The organism is Rheinheimera sp. B2H12 (assembly GCF_059620065.1).
This window is the reverse complement of record NZ_CM184363.1, coordinates 2305833-2329129: the sequence shown is the minus strand read 5'-3', so window position 1 is coordinate 2329129 and position 23297 is coordinate 2305833. Positions and strand designations below refer to the sequence as shown.

General features: G+C 49.8%; 22 protein-coding genes. 8 read left to right on the top strand and 14 right to left on the bottom strand.

Annotation, left to right across the window (positions count from 1 at the left end; translation table 11 throughout):
- Positions 1-134 precede the first annotated feature (134 nt).
- From AC53GJ_RS10165 to AC53GJ_RS10155, 3 genes are read right to left on the bottom strand one after another with little or no spacing between them, the layout of a single operon-like run.
- Positions 135-1217, bottom strand: a complete 1083-nt coding sequence (locus AC53GJ_RS10165) for an RDD family protein (protein ID WP_496732565.1) — start codon at positions 1215-1217, stop codon at positions 135-137.
- 55 nt (positions 1218-1272) lie between these two features.
- A complete protein-coding gene (locus AC53GJ_RS10160; protein WP_496732564.1) occupies positions 1273-2445 on the bottom strand; it encodes a vWA domain-containing protein in 1173 nt (390 codons plus the stop codon).
- Positions 2446-2448: 3 nt separating this feature from the next.
- Positions 2449-3294: an AAA family ATPase gene (locus AC53GJ_RS10155; protein ID WP_496732563.1), complete on the bottom strand. Its 846-nt coding sequence runs from the start codon at positions 3292-3294 to the stop codon at positions 2449-2451.
- Positions 3295-3404: 110 nt separating this feature from the next.
- On the opposite strand from AC53GJ_RS10155, the gene cysK reads away from it, so the two are divergent.
- Complete coding sequence (gene cysK / locus AC53GJ_RS10150) at positions 3405-4373, top strand: cysteine synthase A (protein ID WP_496732562.1); 969 nt, start codon at positions 3405-3407, stop codon at positions 4371-4373.
- A 100-nt stretch (positions 4374-4473) separates the two neighbouring features.
- A complete protein-coding gene (locus AC53GJ_RS10145; RefSeq protein ID WP_496732561.1) occupies positions 4474-4917 on the top strand; it encodes a hypothetical protein in 444 nt (147 codons plus the stop codon).
- 42 nt (positions 4918-4959) lie between these two features.
- Here AC53GJ_RS10145 and AC53GJ_RS10140 read toward each other — a convergent pair whose 3' ends face one another.
- Positions 4960-5700, bottom strand: a complete 741-nt coding sequence (locus AC53GJ_RS10140; RefSeq protein ID WP_496732560.1) for an enoyl-CoA hydratase-related protein — start codon at positions 5698-5700, stop codon at positions 4960-4962.
- The gene (gene ggt, locus AC53GJ_RS10135; RefSeq protein ID WP_496732559.1) at positions 5675-7465 is read right to left on the bottom strand and encodes a gamma-glutamyltransferase; all 1791 of its coding nucleotides are present in this window, start codon (positions 7463-7465) and stop codon (positions 5675-5677) included. Before ggt ends, AC53GJ_RS10140 begins: the two co-directional genes overlap by 26 nt.
- Positions 7466-7617: 152 nt before the next feature.
- Here ggt and rrtA point away from each other — a divergent pair, with 152 nt between their 5' ends.
- A complete protein-coding gene (rrtA, locus tag AC53GJ_RS10130; protein ID WP_496732558.1) occupies positions 7618-8220 on the top strand; it encodes a rhombosortase in 603 nt (200 codons plus the stop codon).
- 35 nt (positions 8221-8255) lie between these two features.
- On the opposite strand, the gene AC53GJ_RS10125 is transcribed toward rrtA, so the two are convergent.
- Positions 8256-8930 carry an RluA family pseudouridine synthase gene (locus AC53GJ_RS10125; RefSeq protein ID WP_496732557.1) on the bottom strand — a complete coding sequence of 225 codons (675 nt, stop codon included), beginning with the start codon at positions 8928-8930 and terminating at the stop codon, positions 8256-8258.
- Between the two features lie 82 nt (positions 8931-9012).
- Between AC53GJ_RS10125 and AC53GJ_RS10120 the strand changes: the two genes are divergently transcribed.
- The gene (locus AC53GJ_RS10120) at positions 9013-9723 is read left to right on the top strand and encodes a pseudouridine synthase (protein ID WP_496732556.1); all 711 of its coding nucleotides are present in this window, start codon (positions 9013-9015) and stop codon (positions 9721-9723) included.
- Positions 9724-9805: 82 nt separating this feature from the next.
- On the opposite strand, the gene AC53GJ_RS10115 is transcribed toward AC53GJ_RS10120, so the two are convergent.
- The 3 genes from AC53GJ_RS10115 to AC53GJ_RS10105 all read right to left on the bottom strand — a co-directional run bounded on the left by AC53GJ_RS10115 (position 9806) and on the right by AC53GJ_RS10105 (position 13586).
- The gene (locus AC53GJ_RS10115) at positions 9806-9994 is read right to left on the bottom strand and encodes a hypothetical protein (protein WP_496732555.1); all 189 of its coding nucleotides are present in this window, start codon (positions 9992-9994) and stop codon (positions 9806-9808) included.
- Positions 9995-10271: 277 nt separating this feature from the next.
- A complete protein-coding gene (locus AC53GJ_RS10110) occupies positions 10272-12752 on the bottom strand; it encodes a S9 family peptidase (protein WP_496732554.1) in 2481 nt (826 codons plus the stop codon).
- A gap of 234 nt (positions 12753-12986) precedes the next feature.
- Positions 12987-13586, bottom strand: a complete 600-nt coding sequence (locus AC53GJ_RS10105) for an FMN-dependent NADH-azoreductase (protein WP_496732553.1) — start codon at positions 13584-13586, stop codon at positions 12987-12989.
- Positions 13587-13774: 188 nt separating this feature from the next.
- On the opposite strand from AC53GJ_RS10105, the gene AC53GJ_RS10100 reads away from it, so the two are divergent.
- Together AC53GJ_RS10100 and AC53GJ_RS10095 are read left to right on the top strand one after the other, a co-directional pair.
- Entirely contained in the window at positions 13775-14434 is a 660-nt protein-coding gene (locus tag AC53GJ_RS10100) for a sigma-70 family RNA polymerase sigma factor (protein ID WP_496732552.1), read from the top strand.
- Positions 14418-15092 (top strand): ChrR family anti-sigma-E factor, encoded by a 675-nt coding sequence (locus AC53GJ_RS10095; protein ID WP_496732551.1) that lies wholly within the window; start codon positions 14418-14420, stop codon positions 15090-15092. Before AC53GJ_RS10100 ends, AC53GJ_RS10095 begins: the two co-directional genes overlap by 17 nt.
- A 57-nt stretch (positions 15093-15149) precedes the next feature.
- On the opposite strand, the gene AC53GJ_RS10090 is transcribed toward AC53GJ_RS10095, so the two are convergent.
- Positions 15150-17405, bottom strand: a complete 2256-nt coding sequence (locus AC53GJ_RS10090) for an aminotransferase class V-fold PLP-dependent enzyme (protein WP_496732550.1) — start codon at positions 17403-17405, stop codon at positions 15150-15152.
- Positions 17406-17840: 435 nt separating this feature from the next.
- Entirely contained in the window at positions 17841-18557 is a 717-nt protein-coding gene (gene fadR / locus AC53GJ_RS10085) for a fatty acid metabolism transcriptional regulator FadR (protein ID WP_496732549.1), read from the bottom strand.
- A 184-nt stretch (positions 18558-18741) separates the two neighbouring features.
- Between fadR and dsbB the strand changes: the two genes are divergently transcribed.
- Complete coding sequence (gene dsbB, locus AC53GJ_RS10080) at positions 18742-19275, top strand: disulfide bond formation protein DsbB (RefSeq protein WP_496732548.1); 534 nt, start codon at positions 18742-18744, stop codon at positions 19273-19275.
- A gap of 81 nt (positions 19276-19356) precedes the next feature.
- Here the strand turns inward: dsbB and bamJ are convergent, their stop codons facing one another.
- The 3 genes from bamJ to AC53GJ_RS10065 form a co-directional block, all read right to left on the bottom strand.
- Positions 19357-19974 carry a BamJ family beta-barrel-assembly machinery protein gene (gene bamJ, locus AC53GJ_RS10075; RefSeq protein ID WP_496732547.1) on the bottom strand — a complete coding sequence of 206 codons (618 nt, stop codon included), beginning with the start codon at positions 19972-19974 and terminating at the stop codon, positions 19357-19359.
- Positions 19975-20148: 174 nt separating this feature from the next.
- Entirely contained in the window at positions 20149-20430 is a 282-nt protein-coding gene (locus AC53GJ_RS10070) for a YfcL family protein (RefSeq protein WP_496732546.1), read from the bottom strand.
- A complete protein-coding gene (locus AC53GJ_RS10065) occupies positions 20417-21601 on the bottom strand; it encodes an ATP-NAD kinase family protein (RefSeq protein WP_496732545.1) in 1185 nt (394 codons plus the stop codon). The genes AC53GJ_RS10070 and AC53GJ_RS10065 overlap by 14 nt, the downstream gene beginning before the upstream one ends.
- A gap of 284 nt (positions 21602-21885) precedes the next feature.
- Here AC53GJ_RS10065 and AC53GJ_RS10060 point away from each other — a divergent pair, with 284 nt between their 5' ends.
- Positions 21886-23295: a coniferyl aldehyde dehydrogenase gene (locus AC53GJ_RS10060; RefSeq protein WP_496732544.1), complete on the top strand. Its 1410-nt coding sequence runs from the start codon at positions 21886-21888 to the stop codon at positions 23293-23295.
- Positions 23296-23297: the final 2 nt, after the last annotated feature.

The window sequence follows — 23297 nt, the reverse complement described above, 5'->3', positions numbered from 1 at the left end:
CTGGCGGCGCAATTCAAGCATAGTCGCCCACCAATCTTGTCGTACCAGTATAACCGAAAGCGCTGTATGTCCGCTGCCAAAATCTGCCTCTGCCAGCGTCTGCAAAGCTGGCTTGTTTATTTTTACTATTAGAATCAGTGGTGTAATGGTCTTTTCGCCTGATGTAACCTGATCACAACCGTGGATGCCACTTTGTCCTGGATCGCCTGTCGGTTTGGATCCCAGAACACCTGTAAAAATCCCATCAAACCTGTGGCAAAACCTGCGCCATAACCGCCCTGCCGGCTAAAAGCGCCCCATAATGACAACTCTTGGCCATCAAGTTGAAGGACTTTGATTTTCATCAACTTTTTCCCAATCGTTTGGCCATGCGCCCAACCAGTCAGCAGGGTAAAATAAAACACGGCCCAGCCAAAACCCAGGCCGAAATCGGCCAGAATGCCCTGCACCCAGCCAAGCACACTTTGGGTACCTGCAGACGGCTTATACCAATGTTTTGTGGCTGGGTCGGCAGCTGTTGGAGTTTTACCCGCAGCAACGTTATCGCTGTTGGCGCTCGCTTCGACGCTGGCCTCAGACTTTGCCTGCACTGCAGCTGCGGTATAATCCTGCATCAGACGCTGCAGTAATTGCTGCTGCTCAAGCGCCGGCAACTTTGTCAAAAGCAATAACTCTTTAAACAGCGATTCGGCATCTTGGCTGGCCATGCCACTTTCTTGTAACTGTTCTGACATATCAGCCAACTCTTCTTCAATACAGGCTTGTTGGCAATTTTCATCATTAAATGTCAGCGCCGCTTTGGTTAACACTGCCGCACTAATGAAATCAAATTTATGACTGCTATTGTTGGCAGATTGTGGGGTGACTATATCGCCATCTTGCCAGAACTCCGGCATCCAATTAAAGGATGAACAAAGTAACAAAGTCAGTACAGTTAAAGCCGCCACTTGGCGGTATTTCTTCAGTTGCCAGCGCAACCAGCATAAATACAACATCAGGGGCAGCACGACCAGCAAACTGGCACTGGCCAGCATTAAAATCAGCAGTCCATCAACAGCAATGGCTATCGCACGTTGCAGCGGTGTTGCCAGCACTGTACCAAGCAGCTCTGGTGCTACTTCAAACGCATAAGGGGTGACAATTTCCCGGGTTTCTTTTCTTGTCAGTGCATTGCTATCGGCAGATGCGGCTTCAGGTAACACAGCTGGCTCAGTCATCAATTCCCTCTATAAATGTTATTGTTTTTATTTGGCTGACCACAGTGTGGCCGTTTTATTTTACTAATAAAGTCCGGATCGCAGCGGCAAGCCCACTCAGTGACAACGGATACATCCGATCAGAAAAAATCTGTCCAATTTGGCCAATAGAAGGATACTGCCGCCACCAATCGATAGGTTGTGGATTCAACCAGACGGCCTTGGGGAAATGCGCCAGCAAACGGCGTAACCACACCTCACCGGCTTCGGCATTAAAATATTCCACACTGCCCCCCGGATAACTGATTTCGTAAGGGCCCATGGTGGCATCACCGACAAAAATCAGTTTGTAATCCCGGCCATAGGTGTTGATCAACGTCTGCACTGACAGTGCATCCTGTGGCCGGCGCCTGGCAGTTTTCCAGACCTGATCGTAAACACAGTTATGAAAATAAAAATATTCCAGTTGCTTAAACTCAGTATGAGCTGCCGCAAACAGTTGTTCGGCTTGATGGATATAATCATCCATCGACCCCCCAATATCAAATAACATCAATACTTTAATTGCGTTATGCCGTTCACTTTGAAACTGTAAATCCAACCAGCCTTGTTTTGAAGTGGCACTGACAGTACCGGTTAAATCCAGTTCCGATTTGGCCCCGCTACGGGCGAAACGCCGTAATTGCCGCAGTGCCAGTTTGATGCTGCGATTATTTAACTCAGCACCACTGTCAAGCTCGGCAAATTCACGTTGGTCCCAGACTTTGACCGCTTTGCGTTGGCCCGAAGCTTGCTGACCAACGCGGATCCCTTCGGGGTGAAAACCATAAGCACCAAAAGGTGAACTACCACCGGTACCAATCCACTTATTACCGCCCTGATGCCGCTCTTGTTGCTCCTGCATCCGTTGTTTAAATTGCGCTAACAGCTGCTCTAAGCCGCCCAGACTTTGTAACGCAGCTTTATCTTCTTCACTCAGTTGCCGGATAAGACCAGGCAGCAGCCATTCCGGCGGTATCGCACTGGCTAAGTCCAGTTGCTCTACCCCTTCAAAATACTCAGCGCAGGCGCGATCAAACTTGTCATAGTGCACTTCGTCTTTCACCAGACATACCCTTGCCAGCAGATAAAACTGCTCCATATCTGCAAACACCAGCTGTTGTTGCAGGACCCGTAGCAAATCCAGCCATTCGGTGATGCTGACCGGCACACCATATTTGCGCACAGTCAGGAAAAAGTCGATCAACATGGCTTAGCGCCCTTGTCTTTTGGCTAAAAACAGCAGTTTTTCCACCAGTGCGACATCCTGTTCATTTTTCAGCAAAGCACCATAAAGTGGCATTAAACCGCCTTGTTGCCGGCTTTGCGCTAATGTTTGCGCCGGCATTTGCTCCGCCAGCAATAACTTCAGCCAGTCAATCAGCTCCGAGGTAGACGGCTTTTTCTTCAGCTGCGACATCTCGCGTAAACCAAAAAACAGTTCCAGCGCTTCGCTGAGTAATTCCGGCCGCAGGCCAGGTAAATGCACCTCAACAATAGCAGCCAGCGTTTCTTTGTCTGGAAAACGGATATAGTGGAAAAAACAACGTCGTAAAAACGCATCCGGCAGTTCTTTGTCGTTGTTTGAGGTAATAATGACAACTGGCCTTTGTTTGGCACTGATGGTTTGGCCGGTTTCATAAACATCAAACGACATTTGATCCAGTTCGTGTAACAGATCATTCGGGAATTCAATATCAGCTTTATCAATCTCATCAATCAATAAAATCGGCCGCTGCTCAGCGGTAAAGGCCTGCCACAACTTGCCGGGTTTAATATAGTTGCCAATATCCTGTACTTTGGCATCGCCAAGCTGACTATCACGCAGCCTTGATACGGCATCATACTCATACAAACCTTGTTGTGCCTTGGTCGTCGATTTGATATGCCATGAGATCAGACTGGTTTGCAGTGTTCTCGCCAGTTGTAACGCCAACTGAGTTTTACCGGTACCAGGTTCACCTTTGATTAATAAAGGTTTTTCTAATGCTATGGCAGCATTAACCGCCAGCGCTAACTCAGCACTGACAATATATTGATCATTACTTTGAAAACTCATCCAGACACCTGCTTATAACTAAAAGTGGGTATAACTTATACCAAATGCTTCTTTCGTTTTTAACCCGAATCGTTATGCTGTGGCAACGACTGTAAATGCTGGAGCTTAGCATGGCTAAAATTTATGAAGACAACTCATTGTCAATCGGCAATACCCCGCTGGTCAAATTAAAACGTGTTACCACGGGTAACGTATTTGCCAAAATTGAAGCACGTAACCCAAGTTTCAGTGTGAAATGCCGCTTAGGTGCAGCGCTGATTTGGGATGCTGAGAAAAAAGGTCTGCTGGGTGCTGGCAAAGAACTGATTGAACCAACCTCTGGTAACACCGGGATTGCCCTGGCCTTTGTAGCCGCGAGCCGTGGTTATCCACTGACTTTGACCATGCCAGCTTCGATGAGTCTGGAGCGTCGCAAGCTATTAAAAGCCTTAGGTGCCAATCTGGTGCTGACGGAAGCGGCCAAAGGCATGAAAGGTGCCATTGAAAAAGCCAAAGAAATTCAGGCATCAGATCCAAACAAATATCTGTTATTACAGCAATTTGAAAACCCGGCCAACCCACAAATTCACTTTGACACCACAGGTCCGGAGATTTGGCATGATACCGATGGCCAGGTCGATGTATTTGTGGCCGGTGTTGGCACTGGCGGTACTATCACAGGCGTCAGCCGCTATATTAAGCTGGAGAAAAAACATCCGCTGATTTCGGTTGCGGTTGAACCTGCCGACTCACCGGTGATCACACAAAAGCTGGCCGGTGCTGAATTAAAACCTGGTCCGCATAAAATTCAAGGCATTGGTGCCGGCTTTATTCCGGGTAACCTCGATCTGGAATTGTTGGATCGGGTGGAAACTGTGACCAATGATGAAGCGATCGCGATGGCTCACCGGCTGATGAAAGAAGAAGGGATCCTTTGTGGTATTTCTTCTGGTGCTGCAGTAGTCGCCGCAAAACGCCTGGCAGAATCGGCGGAATTTGCCGGTAAAAATATCGTGGTGATCCTGCCATCTGCGGCGGAGCGTTATTTGTCCAGCCCACTCTTTGCAGATGTCTTCACCGAAAGCGAATTACAGGCTTAACACGGAAACTGTAAAAACAAGGCCGCCATGCGGCCTTTTTCTTTACAGAGCATGGAAAAAAATGCACACTTCGCGCTGAATTTTTTCACAGGATTTTGCCATGCGAGCTATTTTGGCCGTGTTTTTACTGTTTTTGCTCAGCAGTTGCAGCGAAGATCAGCCCGCACCTGCTGCCAGTGTCGAAGTACCGGAATTGATCGCTGTGAAGTTTTTTGAAGCCGTGCTGTTGCGTAATGATTTGACCGAAGCACGCCGTTACGTGGTGCCGACGATGGTCAGGGTACTGGATACTTATTCATCCGGCCGGGCTTATGCCCGCACTGTGCTGAATATGCGCTTTGATCAAGTTGAAATTAATGTCGAAGATACCAACAAAAGCGTGCGTGAGTTTTATACCAGCAACGCCGATGTGATGCTGATTTTTATTGGCAACTATGATGGCAGCAAAAAAGTCGATATGCGGATGGTCAAGATGGAGAAACATCGTGGCAAATGGCTATTGGCTGAAATTAAAGATGATCCATTTGCCCGACCCGGCGTTTAGCGAACGCTTCCCCCCTCGCCTCTGATCTCAAGCAGCCTGGCATTAACCGCGGCTAAAAAACCTGGTTAATGCCTGCTGACAATCCTGACTATGTAATAACTGTTCAAACACAGCCAATTCCTGATGCAGCACCTGCTTGACCAACTGTTGTTGTGGCTGGCGTAACAGCTTTTTTGACTGTTGCACTGCTGTCGCGGGCAATGCAGCCAATTTGGCCGCTTTTTCTGCTGCCAGTGCAAATAACGATTCAGCAGGTACTAACTGATTCACCAGACCAAAAACAGCCGCCTCTTCGCTGCTAAAAGCTTCCCCCAACAACAGATACTGTGCCGCTTTCTGGTAACCTATCAGCTTGGGGAGTAACAAACTGGACGCTGCTTCCGGGCATAGCCCGAGTGCGGTAAATGGCAATTGGAAACGACAGCCAGGCGCTGCATACACCAAATCACAATGCAACAACGCCGTGGTACCAATCCCGATTGCCAAGCCTGCCACTGCCGCAATCAGCGGTTTCTCAAACTGACTGAGCTGATGTAAAAACATCACGGTCGGATGTTCATGATTGAGCGAACCCGCGGCGATAAAATCAGCCAGGTCATTCCCAGCACAAAAACAGTCCGGTTGCCCCTGCAACAGCACCACATGAATACTTTCATCTGCTTGTGCTTGTACTAAAGCAGCGGTTAAATCCAGATACATCTGACCAGATAAAGCATTTTTCTTCTCCGGTCTTTGTAAAGTGATCGTCAGGACCCGCTCAGTGCGACTTAGTTGTATGCTCATTGTTCACCTTCAGTTCGGCCAGGGCTTTGCCTTCACGACGAGGATCGGCGCCGCCCAGCCAGCCGTTGTCTGTTCTTTTAATTAAATGCAAACCACTGTTTAAATCAACCACTTTGACCTGATAGCCCAGATCGCGGAATTTTGGTGCCAACCCTGCCAAATCACTGCCAGCTTCCAGCGCCAGGTGGTCGTTGCGATGGGTTATTTTGGCTAAGTCTGCGGCTTGTTGTGGATCGAGTTGCCAGTCAATCATCGCCACCAAAGCCTGAGCTACATAGTTAATGATCCGGCTGCCACCAGGCGAGCCCGCCAGCATCTGTAATTGACCGTCGGCAGAAAATACCATCATAGGTGCCATCGAAGAACGTGGTCTTTTCAGGGCTTCGACCCGGTTCGCCACAGCTAAACCATCCAGGGTCGGCTCTAGGGCAAAATCTGTCATCTGGTTATTCAGCAGATAACCATTGACCAGTAAACCAGAACCAAAGGCATTTTCAATACTGCTGGTCAGACTCACCGCATTGCCCTGCTTGTCGACAATCGAATAATGGGTGGTGTTGGCAAATTCAACAGCCTTGGCACTGGCCAGTGGCACAGCGCCTTGTGGTAAACCGGCTTCGACCTTGCTGCTATCGAGTTTTGCATCGATCAGGGCGGCCCGTTGTTTCAAATAATCTGTTGCCAATAAACCAGCCACTGGCACTGAGCTAAACGCCGGATCTGCGACATATCGATCCCGATCGGCAAAAGCCAGCCGACTGGCCTGGGCAAATAAATGTAACGCCGGCACGGACTGCGGTTTTAATGGCGCCAGGTCAAAATGTTGCAGGATGCCAAGCATCTGCAAAACCGCCAAACTGCCGGAGCTTGGTGGTGCCATGCCACAAACACGGTACTGACGATAAGGTAAACAAATCGGTTCGCGCAGCACTGGCTGGTATTGTACCAGATCCTGCAGCGTCAGCCGACCTGGATTCAGCGGCGCTTGATTTACAGCCTGTACTAAGGCTTTAGCATTGTCGCCCTGGTAAAACCCGGCTTCACCGGCGCTGGCAATTTTACGCAAAATAGCCGCATAAGCAGGATTCTTCAGTAAATGACCCGCTGCTAACGGCCGCCCATCCGGATAAAAATACGCCTTACTGGCGGCAAATTTCGCTAAAGAACCGTCCTGGTAGATTTGCAGCAGTTTTGCCAATCGTGGTGACACCAGAAAGCCCTGCTCGGCTTGTTGGATTGCAGGCTGAAATAAATCTGCCCAAGGCAATTTACCCCACTTTTGATGCGCCAGCGCCAGCGCTTTGATCACGCCTGGACTGCCAACAGCCTTGCCGCCAACATAAGCTTGCGACCAGGGCTGCACTTTGCCTTGTTGCATAAACCAGTCGGGGCCAGCGGCAGCAGGTGCGGTTTCGCGGCCATCAATGGTCTGTAATTGTTTTTTCGACGCATCATAATGCAGCATAAATAAGCCGCCACCAATGCCAGAACTTTGCGGCTCGACCAGACTTAACATCAACTGCACCGCAATCGCGGCATCCACGGCACTGCCACCAGCGGCTAAAATCTGCTGGCCAGCTTGACTTGCCAACGGATTGGCGGTGACCACCATACTTTGGCGGCCAAACACCTTTTGCTGTTGTGAAATGCCAGTGGCCACTTCGGGGTCGACAACTGAAGAACGGGCAGCTAAGGTAAAGCTGTGGAGGCTGAGTAAACCCGATATCGCTACAACAGCAGCAGTACGGACAAAAGCAAACTTCATGTGATGTCCCATATTTCTTAAATGGCGATCACCTTAACTTATCTGGCGCAAACAGATCAATCAAAGCGAAAAATAAGTTAAGATAACCTTGTGAATGAAACACTTTGGCGTTATCCCTTTTGCAAAATTTTACCAAAGAGACTGAAAATTTGATGTCAGGCACTTTTCTCCGGCAACAGTGGATGGCTATGGCGCTGTTGTTGTTGTTTATGCTGTTGCAGCTATTTCAGGCTGATTTGCATCCCTGGCTTGAGTTTAATCGTCAGGCTATTGCGGATGGCCAGTGGTGGCGTTTGCTCAGCGGCCATCTGGTTCATACCAATAGCTGGCATCTGCTGATGAATCTGGCCGGTTTTATCCTGATTTTGTTACTGCACGGGATGTATTACAGTGGCCGCAGTTTAATCGCCTTATTAATCGCCGGTAATTTACTGATCGGCCTGGCGCTGTTCTGGTTTAGTCCGGATATCCAGATTTATCTCGGCTTATCCGGCTTTTTGCATGCCTTGTTAGTCTGTGGTTGCCTGATTGATATTCAACGCAACTGGAGCAGTGGCTGGCTGATTTTAGCCGCGACCTTTGGCAAAGTATTATGGGAACAATACCGTGGCGCCAGTCAGGATGTGGCAGCGCTCATCGGCGCAGAAGTTGCGATCGACGCCCATCTCTATGGCGCTCTGGCCGGTCTGGTATTATTTGGCGGCTGTTATTTTGCAGAGCAGTTAAAACAACTGCAGCACAGCCACGCCGGTTAGCCATCGCTGTTTGCCGAAGCCAGTATCATGTTCAGTTAAAACGGCAGTGCTGCAGTAAATTCCAACGGCTGTCCTGTGCGCGGCTGCACAAGTCGGATCCAGGCTGCATGTAAACATAATCTGTCGTGACGCCTGGCAAGTTCAGTACTGGCATACAGCGTATCGCCACTAATGGCATGGCCAATACTGGCCAAGTGTAATCGTAACTGATGAGAGCGGCCAGTCACGGGTTTGAGCAACACCCGGCTTAAATCCTCTGTTGCATCATACTGCAGCCGCTGGTAATGCGTCAGGGATGCTTTGCCGTTTTGCTGACAGATTTTATACAGAGGTCGACGTTCAGCATCTGCCGCAATAGGTAAATCTATACTGCCGTTTTCGGGTAACAATTCGCCGCCAACCAGCGCCTGATAATGTTTTTCGATGGTTCTGGCCTGAAATTGTTTACTGAGGTCAGATAAAGCTTTTTTATGCAGCGGCAATAACACCAGACCCGACGTATCATAATCCAGCCGGTGCACGACCTGAGCGGTCGGAAATTGTTGTTGTACTCTGCTAATCAGACAATCGAAATTGGCCGGATGTCGACCCGGCACAGTCAACAACATGGCTGGTTTATCCACCACCAGCAGATCCTCATCCTGATAAAGTAATTGCCAAGGCTGTGTTGTGGCTGTTAACACTGTTAATTCATCTACGGCTGTGGTCATCTGAACACGCTTCCAACACTGAAAAACTGCTATTATGCCACAGCCAGCCAAAACTGGGTGCAGCCAGAGGATTTTTCAACATATGCCAGCGTCGTTTCTTTACCAGCCGCCACAAAGTCCACTGCATATATTACATCAGGATAAAGATGTGCTGGTGGTTGCCAAACCAAGCGGTTTATTAACCAACCCTGGCCGCGGCGAGCACTTGGCAGATTGTTTGCTCAGTCGGGTGCAACAACAATTTCCGCAAGCCTTGCTGGTGCATCGGCTGGATATGGCGACCTCTGGGCTCGTGGTCTTTGCGTTAAGACGCAAAGCAGAAGCCAATCTGAAACAACAATTTGCCAATCGCCTGGTGAAAAAAGTCTATCTGGCGCGAGTCTGGTCATGCCCAGCTGAGTCAACTGGCGATATTGCATTGCCACTGATTGCGGATTTAACTGCGCCACCGCGCAATAAAGTCTGCTGGCAACAGGGCAAAAGCGCACACACCTTTTATCGCACCTTACCCGACATCACTGCGGACGGTCATCCCTTGCTGGCGCTCTTTCCACATACTGGTCGCGCGCATCAGCTCAGAGTGCATTTACAACAGATCGGCCATCCGATTTTAGGTGATGCGCTGTATGCACCAGAGGCAGCGCAACAAGCTGCTCCTCGGTTATTGTTGCACGCCGCCCAGTTACAGTTGCAACACCCCTACTCCGGTGTTTCGCTCGAGTTTTGCAACTGGCCTGAACCGGTCGAATTTATGCTACAACAAGACTGGGATCCTGCTTGGTTACAACGCTAAGCGCTATCGCTGTGCTCGGATGACCAACCTTGAGACCGGTGCGACGAAGGCGGAAGCGACGCTTCCGCCCTGACTGCCTGAATCAAAGGCAGAAATTAATTGACCAATAACCAGTGCCGCAGTTTTCATCACCGGTCAGCATTGGTGGCATGGTCGAATTGCCGCCCGCAGCCTGTGGTGTCAGTTCGTTTGGCAGCACTTGGTCATTAGGCAGAATTTCTTTATCTGGCGACAAGTTGACCAGTTGTGACTTGAGAAGTGTTAATTTCATCTTTGCATTCCTTTTTTGCTCGACACTGGAACCAATTCCAGCTAACACCAAACTAGCAACCACATGCTTAAAAAAACAATAAGTGACTCATCATTGTAATATTTTTATCAACTCCTCATCTATCACAACGAGCGATAACTGAATATGAACCAGAGTTGCCGCGGCCATGTTACGGCTGGACTTTTGCTACGTAACCCCGATAAAAAAAATCCCCCGGCTGGCACCGGGGGATCGAGAGTAAACAGTATTCAGATCACTTCATCTGTGACAGCGTCTTTTACAATTCGCGTTCAAACAGCTTATAAATCCGGCGGTATTCATCCAGCCAACTGCTTGGCTGACGGAAACCATGAGGTTCAACCGGGAAAATAGCAGTTTCAAAGCTATTGATTTCCTGCTCGATTAAACGTTGCACCACCCGCACCACATCCTGGAAAAACACATTGTCATCCACCATAGGCGCATTGATTAATAACTGGTTTTTCAGCCCTTGGGTGAAATAAATCGGTGAGCTGCGCTCATAAGCTATCGGATCCACGTCCGGCGTATTGAGGATGTTAGAGGTATAACCATGGTTATAATACGCCCAATCACCGACCGGCCGCAGCGCGGAACCGGCTTTAAACAAGTCCGGCTGGGTAAACATCGCCATAAAGGTCATAAAACCGCCGTAAGAACCGCCATAAGTGCCGATCCGTTTCACATCCACATTGGCATTTTCAGCCAGCCATTTGACGCCATCCATCAGATCTTCGGTTTCCGGCGTGCCCATCCGGCGATAAATCGCGGTGCGCCAATCACGGCCATAACCGGCAGAAGCCCGATAGTCCATATCCAGCACCACATAACCTTGTTGGGTTAATAGGTTATGGAAGAAAAATTCGCGGAAATAATTCGACCAACCTAAATCAGAGTTTTGCAGATAGCCGGCACCATGGTTAAAAATCACCGCCCGTCGTTTCTGACCTTGCTGGTAATCCTTTGGCAGATATAATTTGGCAAAAACCGGTTGTTGACCATGACTAGAGGGTACTGCAATCACCTGGGGCGCTTGCAATGCCATTTTGCTGAACTGCTCTGAGGTAGTAAAGGTCAGACGTTGCAGCTTAGCCGCCGGCTGATTCTCCATCAGATACAATTCTGGTAACTGCACTGACGTTGAATACGTCAGCAAAATTTTACGCTCGTCCGGTGACAACAGATAACTAAGATTGCCGGTCAGCGCGGTTAATTGTTGCTGCTGACCTGATGCTATATCCAGTTTAAACAGGTTATAGATACCAGGATGCGACGGATTAGCACGGAAATAAAAACTCTTGCCATCGCGGCTTAACACCGGATCACTGACTTCAAAAGTGCCGGCTGTCAGCTTTTTGGCTTTACTGTGCAGTGGTTGCCAATATAAATGCGAATAACCCGACTGCTCTGACAAATACCATAAGCTGTCGCCGGCTTTATTCCAGCCAAAGTCATTAAAACTGTAATTGACCCAGGCATCATCATGTAACCGATGTTGATTCACCAGTTTGGCTTGTTTCAGATCGACAGTCGCCAGCCAGCGGTCTTTGTTATCCCAGGCTCTAAGCATCACAGCGACGGCAGTACCATCATTATTCCAGCGCACCGGTGCATCCTGACTGCCCCAACCCCCTAACAGACTGATGGCGCGTGGCGCTTTGACGGAGGTGTACTTTTTACCAGCACGGACGGCGTTTTCCGTTTTCACCGCTGCCAGCACATCTTCATCAAAGCCAGGTAGATCAGCAAAAGATAATGTTCTTTGCAGACCGGTTTTCAGATCGATCAGCAGCAACTGCTGGCTTTCTGGCTTAGCATCATGCACCCGGCTGCGCACCGGTTGCGCCGCAATATCACCGGTGGCAGTGATATAGTTTGGCATGATATCCCGTGCTTGCTGGCTGTCCTTGTCACCGAGAGCCACCACCAACTGATCTGCTTTTGGCGACATATAGGCGCCCACAATTTGTTTATCCGCCGATAGATAAATAGGCTTTGGCGCTAACGCATCACTTTGCTGTTGCAGTTGTTGTTCATGCAGGAATTGGTCTTGCGCGTTTTTGTGTTCCAACGCAATAAAGCCTATCAGCTTGTGCTGTTCGCGCGCCAGATAACTGTCCGGGGTAGCAGGCTCTGCCGGCGCTTTGGCATTGCTCAAACTGGCGATTAAACTAACACGGCCTTTGGCTAAGCCTTCGGCTAGATCAACGGCATAAAAATCCCAGCCCTGGCGAAAACTCAACCGGCCATCCTGCAGGAACAGCAGGCCTTGGTGCATCTTATGATTACGGGTGATTTGACTGGTCAAGCCGGTTCTGAGCTGCCGTACCATCACCTGACCTTCAAAAGTCCAGGCCACATATTGACCGTCGGCAGAGAAAATCTGCAGTTGCTCGCCAATATCATCCCATTGCTGCAAACTGACCTGTTGTGGTTGGTTACTGTTGGCGACCGGCTGGGCAAACCAATCCCGTAATTCGCTGCCTTGTTGCTTGCGCTGGTAATAAACAGTTTTACTGTCATAACCCCAGAAGGCAGCTTCTGGCTGACGCCCCAGCCAGTCAGGATGCGCCATCGCCTGCTCCAGTGTCATCAGGGTTTCCCCTGCTTGCGAAGCCACTTGTACCCTAGTGGTCTGATAGGTTTGAGTTTCAGCCGCTTTGATGCTGAGCGGCTGCACACTGAGCGCAAGCGTTGTTGCCAGCAACAAAGCATGCAAAGGAAATACTTGTGATTTCATTGAGTTAATATTTAAGTCGGATTGAGGTGTATCAGTTATACAAAGGAAGCGACAGAATTTCAAACTTCTGCGTTTAAGCACAGTCCCGGCAAGTCAAAAAGCATGCCGCGAGCAACGCAAAAAAAAGTCACAGTCCGGCGATGGGGAACCAGACTGTGACAAGGTACGAAACTGATTGCAGCGGCTTAGACTGCCTAAGCACAAAGCGAAGTCAGGATGGCGTCTTAGTACTTATTAGCGTAACCATTGCTGGGCAAGGCTGACCAGTTCGGCTTGCGCAGCGGCGATGGCAGGCTCAGCTTGCCCCATATTTAACGCTTCGGCATAGACAAAATGCTGCTGAGTTAAACCGACAAAGTTGAAGATGCTTTGTAAAAATGGCGTTTGGGTGTCATTTGGGGTATCGCGATAAATACCACCGCGGCTTGCCACCACTAACACGGGTTTATCCGCCAGCAAGCCAACAGGGCCAGTCTCGGTGTAACGAAAAGTCACGCCGGCACGGGCTATCCGATCCAGCCAGGCTTTTAACTGACTCGGCAGGCCAAAGTTGTACATCGGCACACCAACTACAATTAAATCTGCCGCTTGTACCGCTGCAATAGCATCATCTGACAAAGCAGCAAGTTGCTGTTGTGCAGCTGTGCGTTCGTCGACAGGCGTACTCCAGGCGGCTAAATCCGCCATTTCCAGATGAGGGAATGGCGTTGCCACCAGATCCACTTGCTGCACGGCCACAGTGCTAGGCACTTGTTGTAAAAAGAAATCAATCAGTTGATTGGAATGACCCTGACCTGCACTTACTGAACTTTTAATCACCAGAATATTTTTCATACCGCACCTCTTGCTTAGATGCCACTATTCTATATCTAACTTTTTAGACAGAAAATAAGATTAAATCACTTTAATCGTTCTATTTTATTCATTGAAAACTGGAGGTCTGAACGAACTATGGTTGCGTATTTAATCACAGTAGCAAAATGCTTTATTTGCCGGTTCAACTCTGGCTGAGGATATAAATAATGTTGGATCCGTCGGGACTAACAGGTCATCATGGCGCGGATATCAGTCATCTGAGCACCTGCATGAGTTCACCAAATGAAATAACGCCAGTGCTTGCACTGGGTCAGTGGGAAGAAGCCTTAGGCGTTGTGGCCGTGCATCGGGATAAAAAAGCCTATGCAGAGTTGTTTAGCTATTTTGCACCAAGATTAAAAGCTTTTGGTATCAAGATGTTCGGCAATGAACAACAAGCGATGGAAATGGTTCAGGACACTATGCTCAATGTATGGCAAAAAGCTGCTTTATTTGATGCCAGCCGAGGTTGTGCTTCGACCTGGATTTTTACCATAGCCCGCAATGTGCGTTTTGACATGTTGCGGAAAAAACAAAGCCGTAAAGACGACATCAGTGCCGACGATTTATGGGAAAACGGTGATTACCCTGAACAGGAAGGTAACCACAGTCAACAATGGGATCTGTATTTGGTGGCAGAAAAAGTGGCCCCTTATTTCGATGCGCTGCCCCCAGCACAACGGCTGGTGATGGAAAAAGTCTACCTGGAAGAACAATCGCATCAGGAAGTTTCAGAACAATTAGGTATTCCACTGGGGACAGTAAAATCACGGATCCGGCTGGCATTAGACAGATTAAGAGAGGCGATCGATGGCCCACGTAGTTAAATTTCATCCCAGCCTGAGTTTGCTGGAACAATACAGCGAAGGGACTTTGACGCCGGAAGTGGCACTGGTGGTGGCTGCTCATCTGGATTTTTGTCCACATTGTCAGTCATTGCACCGTGATATTGAAGCAGACTTAGCCTGCAGCCTGGCGCAACAGCCAGCGGCGGCAGCGCAAGGGCAAGATTGGCAACAGATGTTAGATACTATTCTGGCCACTCCTGCTACAACAGTTGTGCACAAAGCTGCTGCCAACGAGGTCTCACTGCAAGTGGGCGAACATCAGTTTAAGCTGCCACGAAGTTTGCAACGGATCGCCGAAAAGCGCAGTAAATGGCTGAGTTTAGGCGGTATTGCCACAGCAAAGTTGCCAGGCACTGCTGAGCATCATTTATCTTTGCTCTGTATTGATACAGGTACTGAAGTGCCGCTACATACCCACAAAGGACTGGAGATCACCCTGGTACTGGCAGGTGAAATGGTCGATGAAATGGGTCGTTATGCCGCTGGTGATCTGATTATCAATACACCGGATCATACCCATACGCCGCGCAATTTAAGTGATGAGCCTTGCTTGTGCTTATCAGTGCTGACGGCACCGCTGGAATTTAAACAGGGCTTGACCCGATTATTAAACCCATTGCAACGTTTCTTTTACTAATGCGAGCAGCTGCCAGGCGATCACAAATAAATTTGTGCTCGTCTGGCAATCCAGCCATCAGTTCAACATGGCGATGCCACCCTTGAGATTATAAATTTCGCTGAAACCGGCCCTGTTTAGCACTTTCGCGGCCACTAAACTGCGGTTACCAGAACGACAAACCAACAACAACGGTTGTGCCTGTGTTAACGCTCCGCTCATCAGTGCATCACAAAGCCGGGTCAATGGTAATTGCAGCACAGTACAACCAGTCGGAATAAACTGCTGTAACATGCCCGCACTTTGCTCATAAGGCTCACGCACATCGACGAGTACGGTTTGCGGTTTGGCTTGTAAAAAGGCCGCTAATTCTGAGGTTTCGATCACGGCTTTGGCATCTGACCAACACACTTCAACAATACCGCAACTGTATTGGTTCTGTGCTGCCAGCGCGGCATTCTGTTGCTGTAGCTGGTTCAGCCAGGCGCTTGGCGGCTGCTGTTGTTCAATTAAATCCGCCAGCAGCGGTTGCTCCTGGCAGGCGAGCCGCCAACTGGTAAAAAAGCGCTGTGCATAGTCATGGCTGGATAACAGCACTGTGTCGGCGGCAACATAACGCTGTAACTGCGTCAACGACTGACAAAACGCCAGCGGATCCGAATCGGCTAAATCCAGCCTGCCGGTGCCACCTGGTAGCAGCAAATCACCAACAAAGGCCGCCACCAGCTGTTGTTGCTGATACAACAGGTAACTGCGACTTTCGGCACTATGACCAGGCGTCGCCAGCAGTTTCAGTTGATACTGACCCAAGCTAAGCTGCAATTCATTGACAGGCCAACCAAGCGCATCGACCGCCTGCGTTTGCTGGCTGAGCAACGTCATTAAATCTACCCTCGCCGAGCGATGATCCTGATGTAAATGGCTATCCAGCACAGCGATGAGGTTCAGTTGATGACCCTGCACCATATTCGCCAGCCGGTTGGCTAAGGCTGGCACCGGATCAATAATCACAGCACTGCGGCTTTGCTCGCAGACCAGCAAATAGCTGCACATATCTTCATGCTTGAGTTGCGTCAGGCCGCCAATCGCCAAATCAGCCAAAGGTTCAACATCAGATAACACCAGGCAGCATTGCTGCACGATGCGACTGAGCCGACGAATGGCGGTACAGGCCTGCTGACATTCTTCGACTGTCATCGCAGGTCCAAAGGATAACCGGATCGCACCTTGACTACGCCAGGTATCCAGCCCCATCGCATCCAGCACAAAGCTGGTTGGTACTTTAGAACTACAGGCCGAGCCGGAGCTGACACGGATACCCGCAGCGTCAAATAAATCCATGATATCTTTACTGTAAAACCCAGGTACTGAGAAATTCAGCGTGGTCGGTACTATATAAGGTTGCTGACTATTCAGCACCAACGCCGGAAAGACCTGCCTTAATGCGTCGAGTAGTTGCTGCCGATGCTGCCATAACATGGTTTCGGATTGAAATACAGAACCGGTGGTTTTATTTAGTTCAGTAAAAATGGCATGTAATGCTGCAATACCCGGTAAATTCTCAGTGCCCGATCTTAGACCACTTTCCTGGCCGCCACCGGCAATAAAAGGCCGGTAAGGGCTGCCAGAGCGGACATACAAAAAGCCAATCCCCTTAGGTGCATACAATTTATGACCACTGAAGGGCGCGTAATCGATGCTGGTATTAGCAATATCCAGCGACATTTTACCAAGCGCCTGTACACAATCAACCATCCAGCGTACCGTTGGATTGACACTGCGGATCAACTGATCGAGCGCCGCTAAATCTTGTTTGACACCAGTTTCATTATTCGCCGCCATAGTACAGATTAACGCTGCCGCCGGGAGCTTGTGGCGGATAAACGTCTGATCCAATACCCCATGTTGATCAACCGGGATGGCCATCACAGTGGCGCCTAATTGCAGCACCTGATTCCAGTGCTTCAGACTTTCCGGCACCGCTTTATGCTCGGTCGCGCCATATAACAGCAATACTTCCGGCCCAGTCAGGCTACGACTACGCGCATCTAATAATGCCGATACAATCGACGTTTGGATCCCTTCAGTCGCGCCTGAAGTAAAAACTATCTGGCCACTGCTGGCACCAATCACCTGGCGTGCTAAAGCGCGGGTCGCTTCCAGTTCAACTTTTGCTTTCAGACCTGTGCTGTGGCTGCTGCTTGGATTGCCAAAGCAAGTTTGCATATGATGCATCACCGCGGCAGCGGCACAGGCCAGTACGGGGGTGGTCGCATTGTTATCCAGATAGATTTCTTGCTGTTTTAACGGATTCGACTCGGTTGTAGCTGACATTTCTGTACTCTTTACTGAGGTGTAAGTGACTAACATTACGTGAAACCTATGCTGATACTGGCAACCCTAACAGAATCTCTGCGACAGCGCAGACAGGCTGGACCCGCCGGCTTTTAGCCAATAAAGCAGCAGTTGCCTGGCCAGACTATCCAATACGATTGCATGCTGCGACCTGTCACCGCTGGCAACAGCTTATCAGCACCTGTGGTCATACTCTAAATTATAACAAAAAGTTATAACTTATGCCGTGACATAATAAGCAGCCTACTATCTCAGGACAAGAGCCGAAGCGCAGTTTTTTTCATCGGCTTGGGCCATGATCCCAGTTAAGCCGGCTCTGAACAGAGTCCGCGCTGGTTCATTATTGGAAAACCGCGTCAACAGTCGCTCGATTTCGCCCGAAAAAAAACTCCGCAGTGCGGAGTTTTTTCGGGGCTATTCCACCAGATCTTTTGGAATATCTGGTCTGAGTGCTGACCAAACTTTACCACTTTCTTTACCGTACTTACGCACAGCAAACACCACTTCATCATGCTTGCCGGCTTCAGCATAGAGTTTGAGCTGATGGTAATATTTGCGGGCCAATTCACGGGATTCCGGCTGCGAGAAATAAAAGGTCGCGATCTTACGATATAAACCACGGAAACCATTGAGGATCAGCACATAAATGCGATTTGATGAGTGCAGCGCCAGTTCATGATTCAGCCGATAATCAAAATCGGCAAAAGCTTCGGCGGTATCGGCCAAGTTTTCAGCACCGGCAAACACCGAAATCACTTGCTCACGATGCGTTTTAATGGCACCCCGAATATAAATAGCGCTGATATTGGTGCGGGCTGATAATAATTCATCGACCAATTCCGGCATCCGTTCTTCATCAAGCCGCGCCAGTGTTTCCAGAATATTCAGGCCTGAGGTTTCCCAGAAGTTATTGACCTTCGTTGGTTTACCATGCTGGATAGTCAGCCAGCCATCACGCGCCAGACGTTGTAATACTTCCCGCAACGTGGTGCGAGTGACGCCGATCAGTTCGGACAATTCACGTTCAGCCGGCAGAATGGAACCGGGGGCAAACTTACCATTCCAAATGGATTCAACAATATATTCTTCAGCAAAACCTGCCGGGCTTTGCGCTTTTATCAGATTGGTCATCCGGATTTGTCCGTTCTTGTTGTCTGTCTCACCATGATTGCGACTGATTGTACCAGAGACAAAACAGTTAACAAGCCATGCAATAAAAATTGCGTGGCTCAGTTTATCGCAAAGGTTGTTTTAACAATGATTTTCGCTTAGATTGTCACTTTGGAATAACAAGTTGACCAACAAGGGAAATCGGATGTTTGCAGCAGTGGCTCGTTGGCCAAAACAACGTTGGCCTTGGGTTTTATTAACATTAACCGCCCTGACTTTATTGTTAGTTGCATTGTTTTTTCAATATGGTCTGGGTCTCGAACCTTGCATTATGTGTGTATATCAGCGTTTTGCCATTGTCGGTATCCTGTTGGCAGGCTTAGTGGGACTTTGGACGCATCAGTACGGCGCTGGCCGCTGGTTGGCCTATAGCGGTTGGACAATTGCCGCAGGCTGGGGGCTAAAAATCGCCCATGATCAGGTGCTGGTGGAAGAAACAGTTCGGTCAGGCGGCTTTTCGACTTGTGGTATCTTTGCTGAATTCCCAACCTGGTTGCCGCTTGATAGCTGGTTCCCTGCTATCTTCAAACCAACCGGCATCTGCGGTGAAGTGGCCTGGCAGTTTATGGGCTATTCAATGCCTTTCTGGATGCGGTTAATTTTTGCCGGTTATTTATTGATGGTGCTGATGGTGATGGCCAGCCAACTGAAAAAGCATAAGTACAATCCTTACGATTAACTGTATGGATGGTATCTTATGCATAAAAAAAGCGCCATTGGCGCTTTTTTTATCGGTTTGTTTATCAGTACTACCGCAGCATTACGCCACGATAGCCAGCAACTCGACATCAAACACCAAAGCACTGAATGGTGCAATAGCAGCACCGGCGCCACGCTCACCGTAGGCCAGTTGATGTGGGATGTACAGGCGGTATTTAGAACCAACCGGCATCATCTGCAGCGCTTCAGTCCAGCCTGCAATTACACCCCCGACCGGGAATTCTGCCGGCTGACCACGATTGTATGAACTGTCAAACACAGTACCGTCGATTAAAGTACCGTGGTAATGCGTACGGACTGTCGATGAACGTGTTGGTTTCTCACCATCACCTTGCACCAGCACTTCAAACTGCAGACCAGATGCAGTGACTGTAACACCGGCTTTTTTGGCGTTTTCAGCCAGGAAAGCATCACCGGCACCAGCGGCCTGTTTGGCTTGTTCAGCCTGAACTTCCTGCATCCGGGCGCTAATCACTTCAAAAGCAGCACGGATTTGGTCTTCTGACACTTCTGGCTCGTCGCCATAAAAAGCTGCAGCCAAACCAGCCGCCACTGCAGCGATGTCCAGGCCATCAAACGGATTATCAGCCAGTTGCTGACCCATTTGCAGACCAATGCCATAACTGGCGTGTTGTTCGAGCGTAGTGAATGTCGACATAAAGATCACTTCTTGCTATGCGCCATCAGGCGACGTTAAAAGACGGATGACCATCAGTCATCCCGGAAAAAACCACTATGCTAGCTGAAAAAGTCACAATTGTCTTGTCAGAGGCGCATTTCGCGGCTGACTGTCGAGTCTCACAACCAGAACCTGGCAAACATGCCAGCCAGCTTATACGGCAAGTTGCTGTAACTCAGTCCAGATCTGCCGCACCAGACTTTGATCCGCCGGTGTCAGTTCGCCAGCCGTAATCGCGTGTTGCAGACTCTGCTCGACCTGTTGCACCAATTCAGTCTGACTAAACTCAGCGGTTGACAGCTGTAAGGTTCCCACCGCTAAATCAACATGCCCGCGCAGATAACCGGCGGCAAATAACTGATCATCGCTGGCGGTGGCGACACTTTGATCAAAATAATCGGCGATTGCCTGAATAAACAACTCAGTTTGCTGCATCTTCTTCCTCAAATCCTATCCGGTACATCACATAGTCGTTATAACCAACCAGCACTTTGATCATGCCACTTAGCTGTTGATCCAAACGGGCATCGCCACTGTCACTGAGCAGCGGCCGGCCCTGGAGTTGTTGTAATTTATGTTTGGTCGCCACCAGCAGAATGTTCTCGCGGCCAATAGCCCGGATCACTGCAGGCGACAGTTGTTGATTGCCGCGACCAAAGATATGGCCCTGACCACCAATCAGGGTGATCACCAATCGGGTGGCGCCCGGCGTCACCAGCTGTAACAGCGCCTCTGCCGTCACATCCGAGGCGAGCACAGTACCATTTTCCACCACATCAACACCCAGTAAGGTATTGGGCAAACCAAGCTGCTGCATCACAGCAGCCACTGTACTGCCAGAGCCCATTACATAACGGACCTCATCTTCCATTTGACTGACCAGATAAGCTGCCAGATCATCCAGCACCAGTTCTTCCGATTCCTTGCCAGCCATTTTAACGCTTTGCACATAACGCAACTCGCTGGGAATTTGCATTTCGCCGTAACGTCTGGCGCGCACAGTGCCCTGGCGGAAGGCGGTTTCATCGATATCCATCACCTGCGCGTCCTGCACTGTCACCAACTCGCCGCGCACCATCTGCGCCACCACTTTACCAGCCGCAGCAGGCGTGATGGCATAGACGCCGGAATGGATTTTACAACCGGCCGGAATGCCAAGCACTGTGGTCGCAGCCCCCACGCTGCTACAGATATTGCGGGCAGTGCCATCACCACCGGCAAACAACAGTAAATCGATACCTGCCGCAACCAAGGCTTTCGCTGCGGCTTCGGTATCCTGGGCAGTAGAAGGCTGTTGCGCCGCCGCATAGACCACCCTGACAGCAAAACCCATACTGCTGGCCAGTGTTGCCCCCATATCAGCTGCCACCGTCAGGATCTCAAGCTCGGATTGCAACGGCAGCAATTCAGTTAACGCAGCGGCAACCCGCTGTTGGGCCTGGGGCACAGCCCCGAGCGCTAACGCTTGCACCGCCACCCCGTCACTGCCTTTGAGACCCACGGAGCCGCCGACCCCAGCCCATGGATTAATGATTAAACCTAATCTGAATAACGGAGATTTTATTTTATCTGCGATTGCCTCAGCTGCACTCACGATTTGCGCCATCCTACTTTCATTAGGGTCAAAGACCTGTCTGCCGACTAGCCAGACCCGGTCGTCGTACTACAGCTTTCACTTACATCCGCAAGCGCGCTGCAACGGCCGGCATTGTAACCATTGTGTCGCGGTTTTCCCAGTCTGAATGGTCATGCTGCCTGAGTTGAGGTCATGCCCGACCACAATCGAAGCCATCCTTGCTGGTTTGGCAACGGCTTTTCGCTATCAACAGATTGCCAGCCAGGCTCAACTCCATTAGATTGACGTTTTACGCTTCTGGTTGGACCTTTGATATGACGTTGTCAGGCTTGCACTTTCAGCAAATGCGCCAGGCATTTGCCACCACCCCTTATCCATCCTTGGCACAGCGCAAAGCGCAGCTACAGGCGTTAAGACAACAATTATTACGCCAACAAGCTAGCCTCTGCGCCGCAGCCAATGCTGATTTTGGTCAACGCGCTGATAGTGAAACCAGGTTGCTGGAAATTTTGCCAACGCTCAATAGCCTTGATTACAGCCTGAAACACCTGTCTAACTGGCTCAAACCCAGTCGCCGTCATGTCAGTTGGCTATTTTTGCCCGCGAAAAATTATGTGCTTTACCAGCCGCTCGGCGTGGTGGGTGTGATAGTGCCGTGGAATTATCCAATTTTCCTTAGTTTAGGGCCGCTGATTGCCGCCATCAGCGCAGGCAATAAGGTGCTGCTGAAATTGTCCGAATTTACCCCAAAAACCAATCAGGTGCTGAAGCTCATCATTGAAACGGCCTTACCTGATGCAGCGCTGGTGATCGAAGGGGATGCCGCAGTGGCCGCTGAGTTTAGCCAACTGCCTTTTGATCATTTGCTCTATACCGGCTCTACCGCAATTGGTCATCAGGTGATGCGGGCAGCCAGCCAACATCTGACGCCAGTTACGCTGGAGCTCGGTGGGAAATCACCGTTGTTACTGGCACCGGATGCCAATATTGCCAAGGTGGCCAACCGCATCATCTTTGGTAAAACCGCCAACGCCGGTCAAACCTGTGTAGCGCCTGATTATGTGCTGGTGCCAAGGCCACAACTGCCAGCACTGGTCGAAGCCTTACAACAGCAATTTCAACAGTTTTATCCGGCCGACGGCGCTGGCAGTACCCCTTATACCAGTGTGATTAATCAGCGCCATTATCAGCGTTTGCTGGATAATCTGCAGCAAGCGCAGCAGCTGGGTGCCACTGTCATTGGCTGTGACGGCAAAGATTATCTGCAACAGCAAAATCCACAGCGTTTATTGCCGCTGCAACTGGTACTGGATGCTCCGGACCAGGCGACATTATGGCAACAGGAAATTTTTGGGCCTGTATTGCCGATTCAGGCTTACGACGATATCGACGCAGCTTTGGCTTTTATCCGGCAAAGACCCAGACCGCTGGCGCTGTATTTATTTACCGATGACCCGACTCTACAGCAAAAAGTCTTGCATGAAACCCACGCCGGCGGCGTCTGTCTGAACGAAACCTTGTTACATGTTGGCCAGGATGATTTACCTTTTGGCGGTATCGGCCCATCCGGTATGGGGCATTACCATGGCAAAGAAGGCTTTTACACCTTCAGTCATGCCAAAGCCGTGCATCAAAAAGGCCGGATCAACAGCACCTTGCCGGCCTATCCGCAGTATCGTGCCAAACTATTGGATCCGATTATCCGCTGGTTATTAAAAGCCTGATC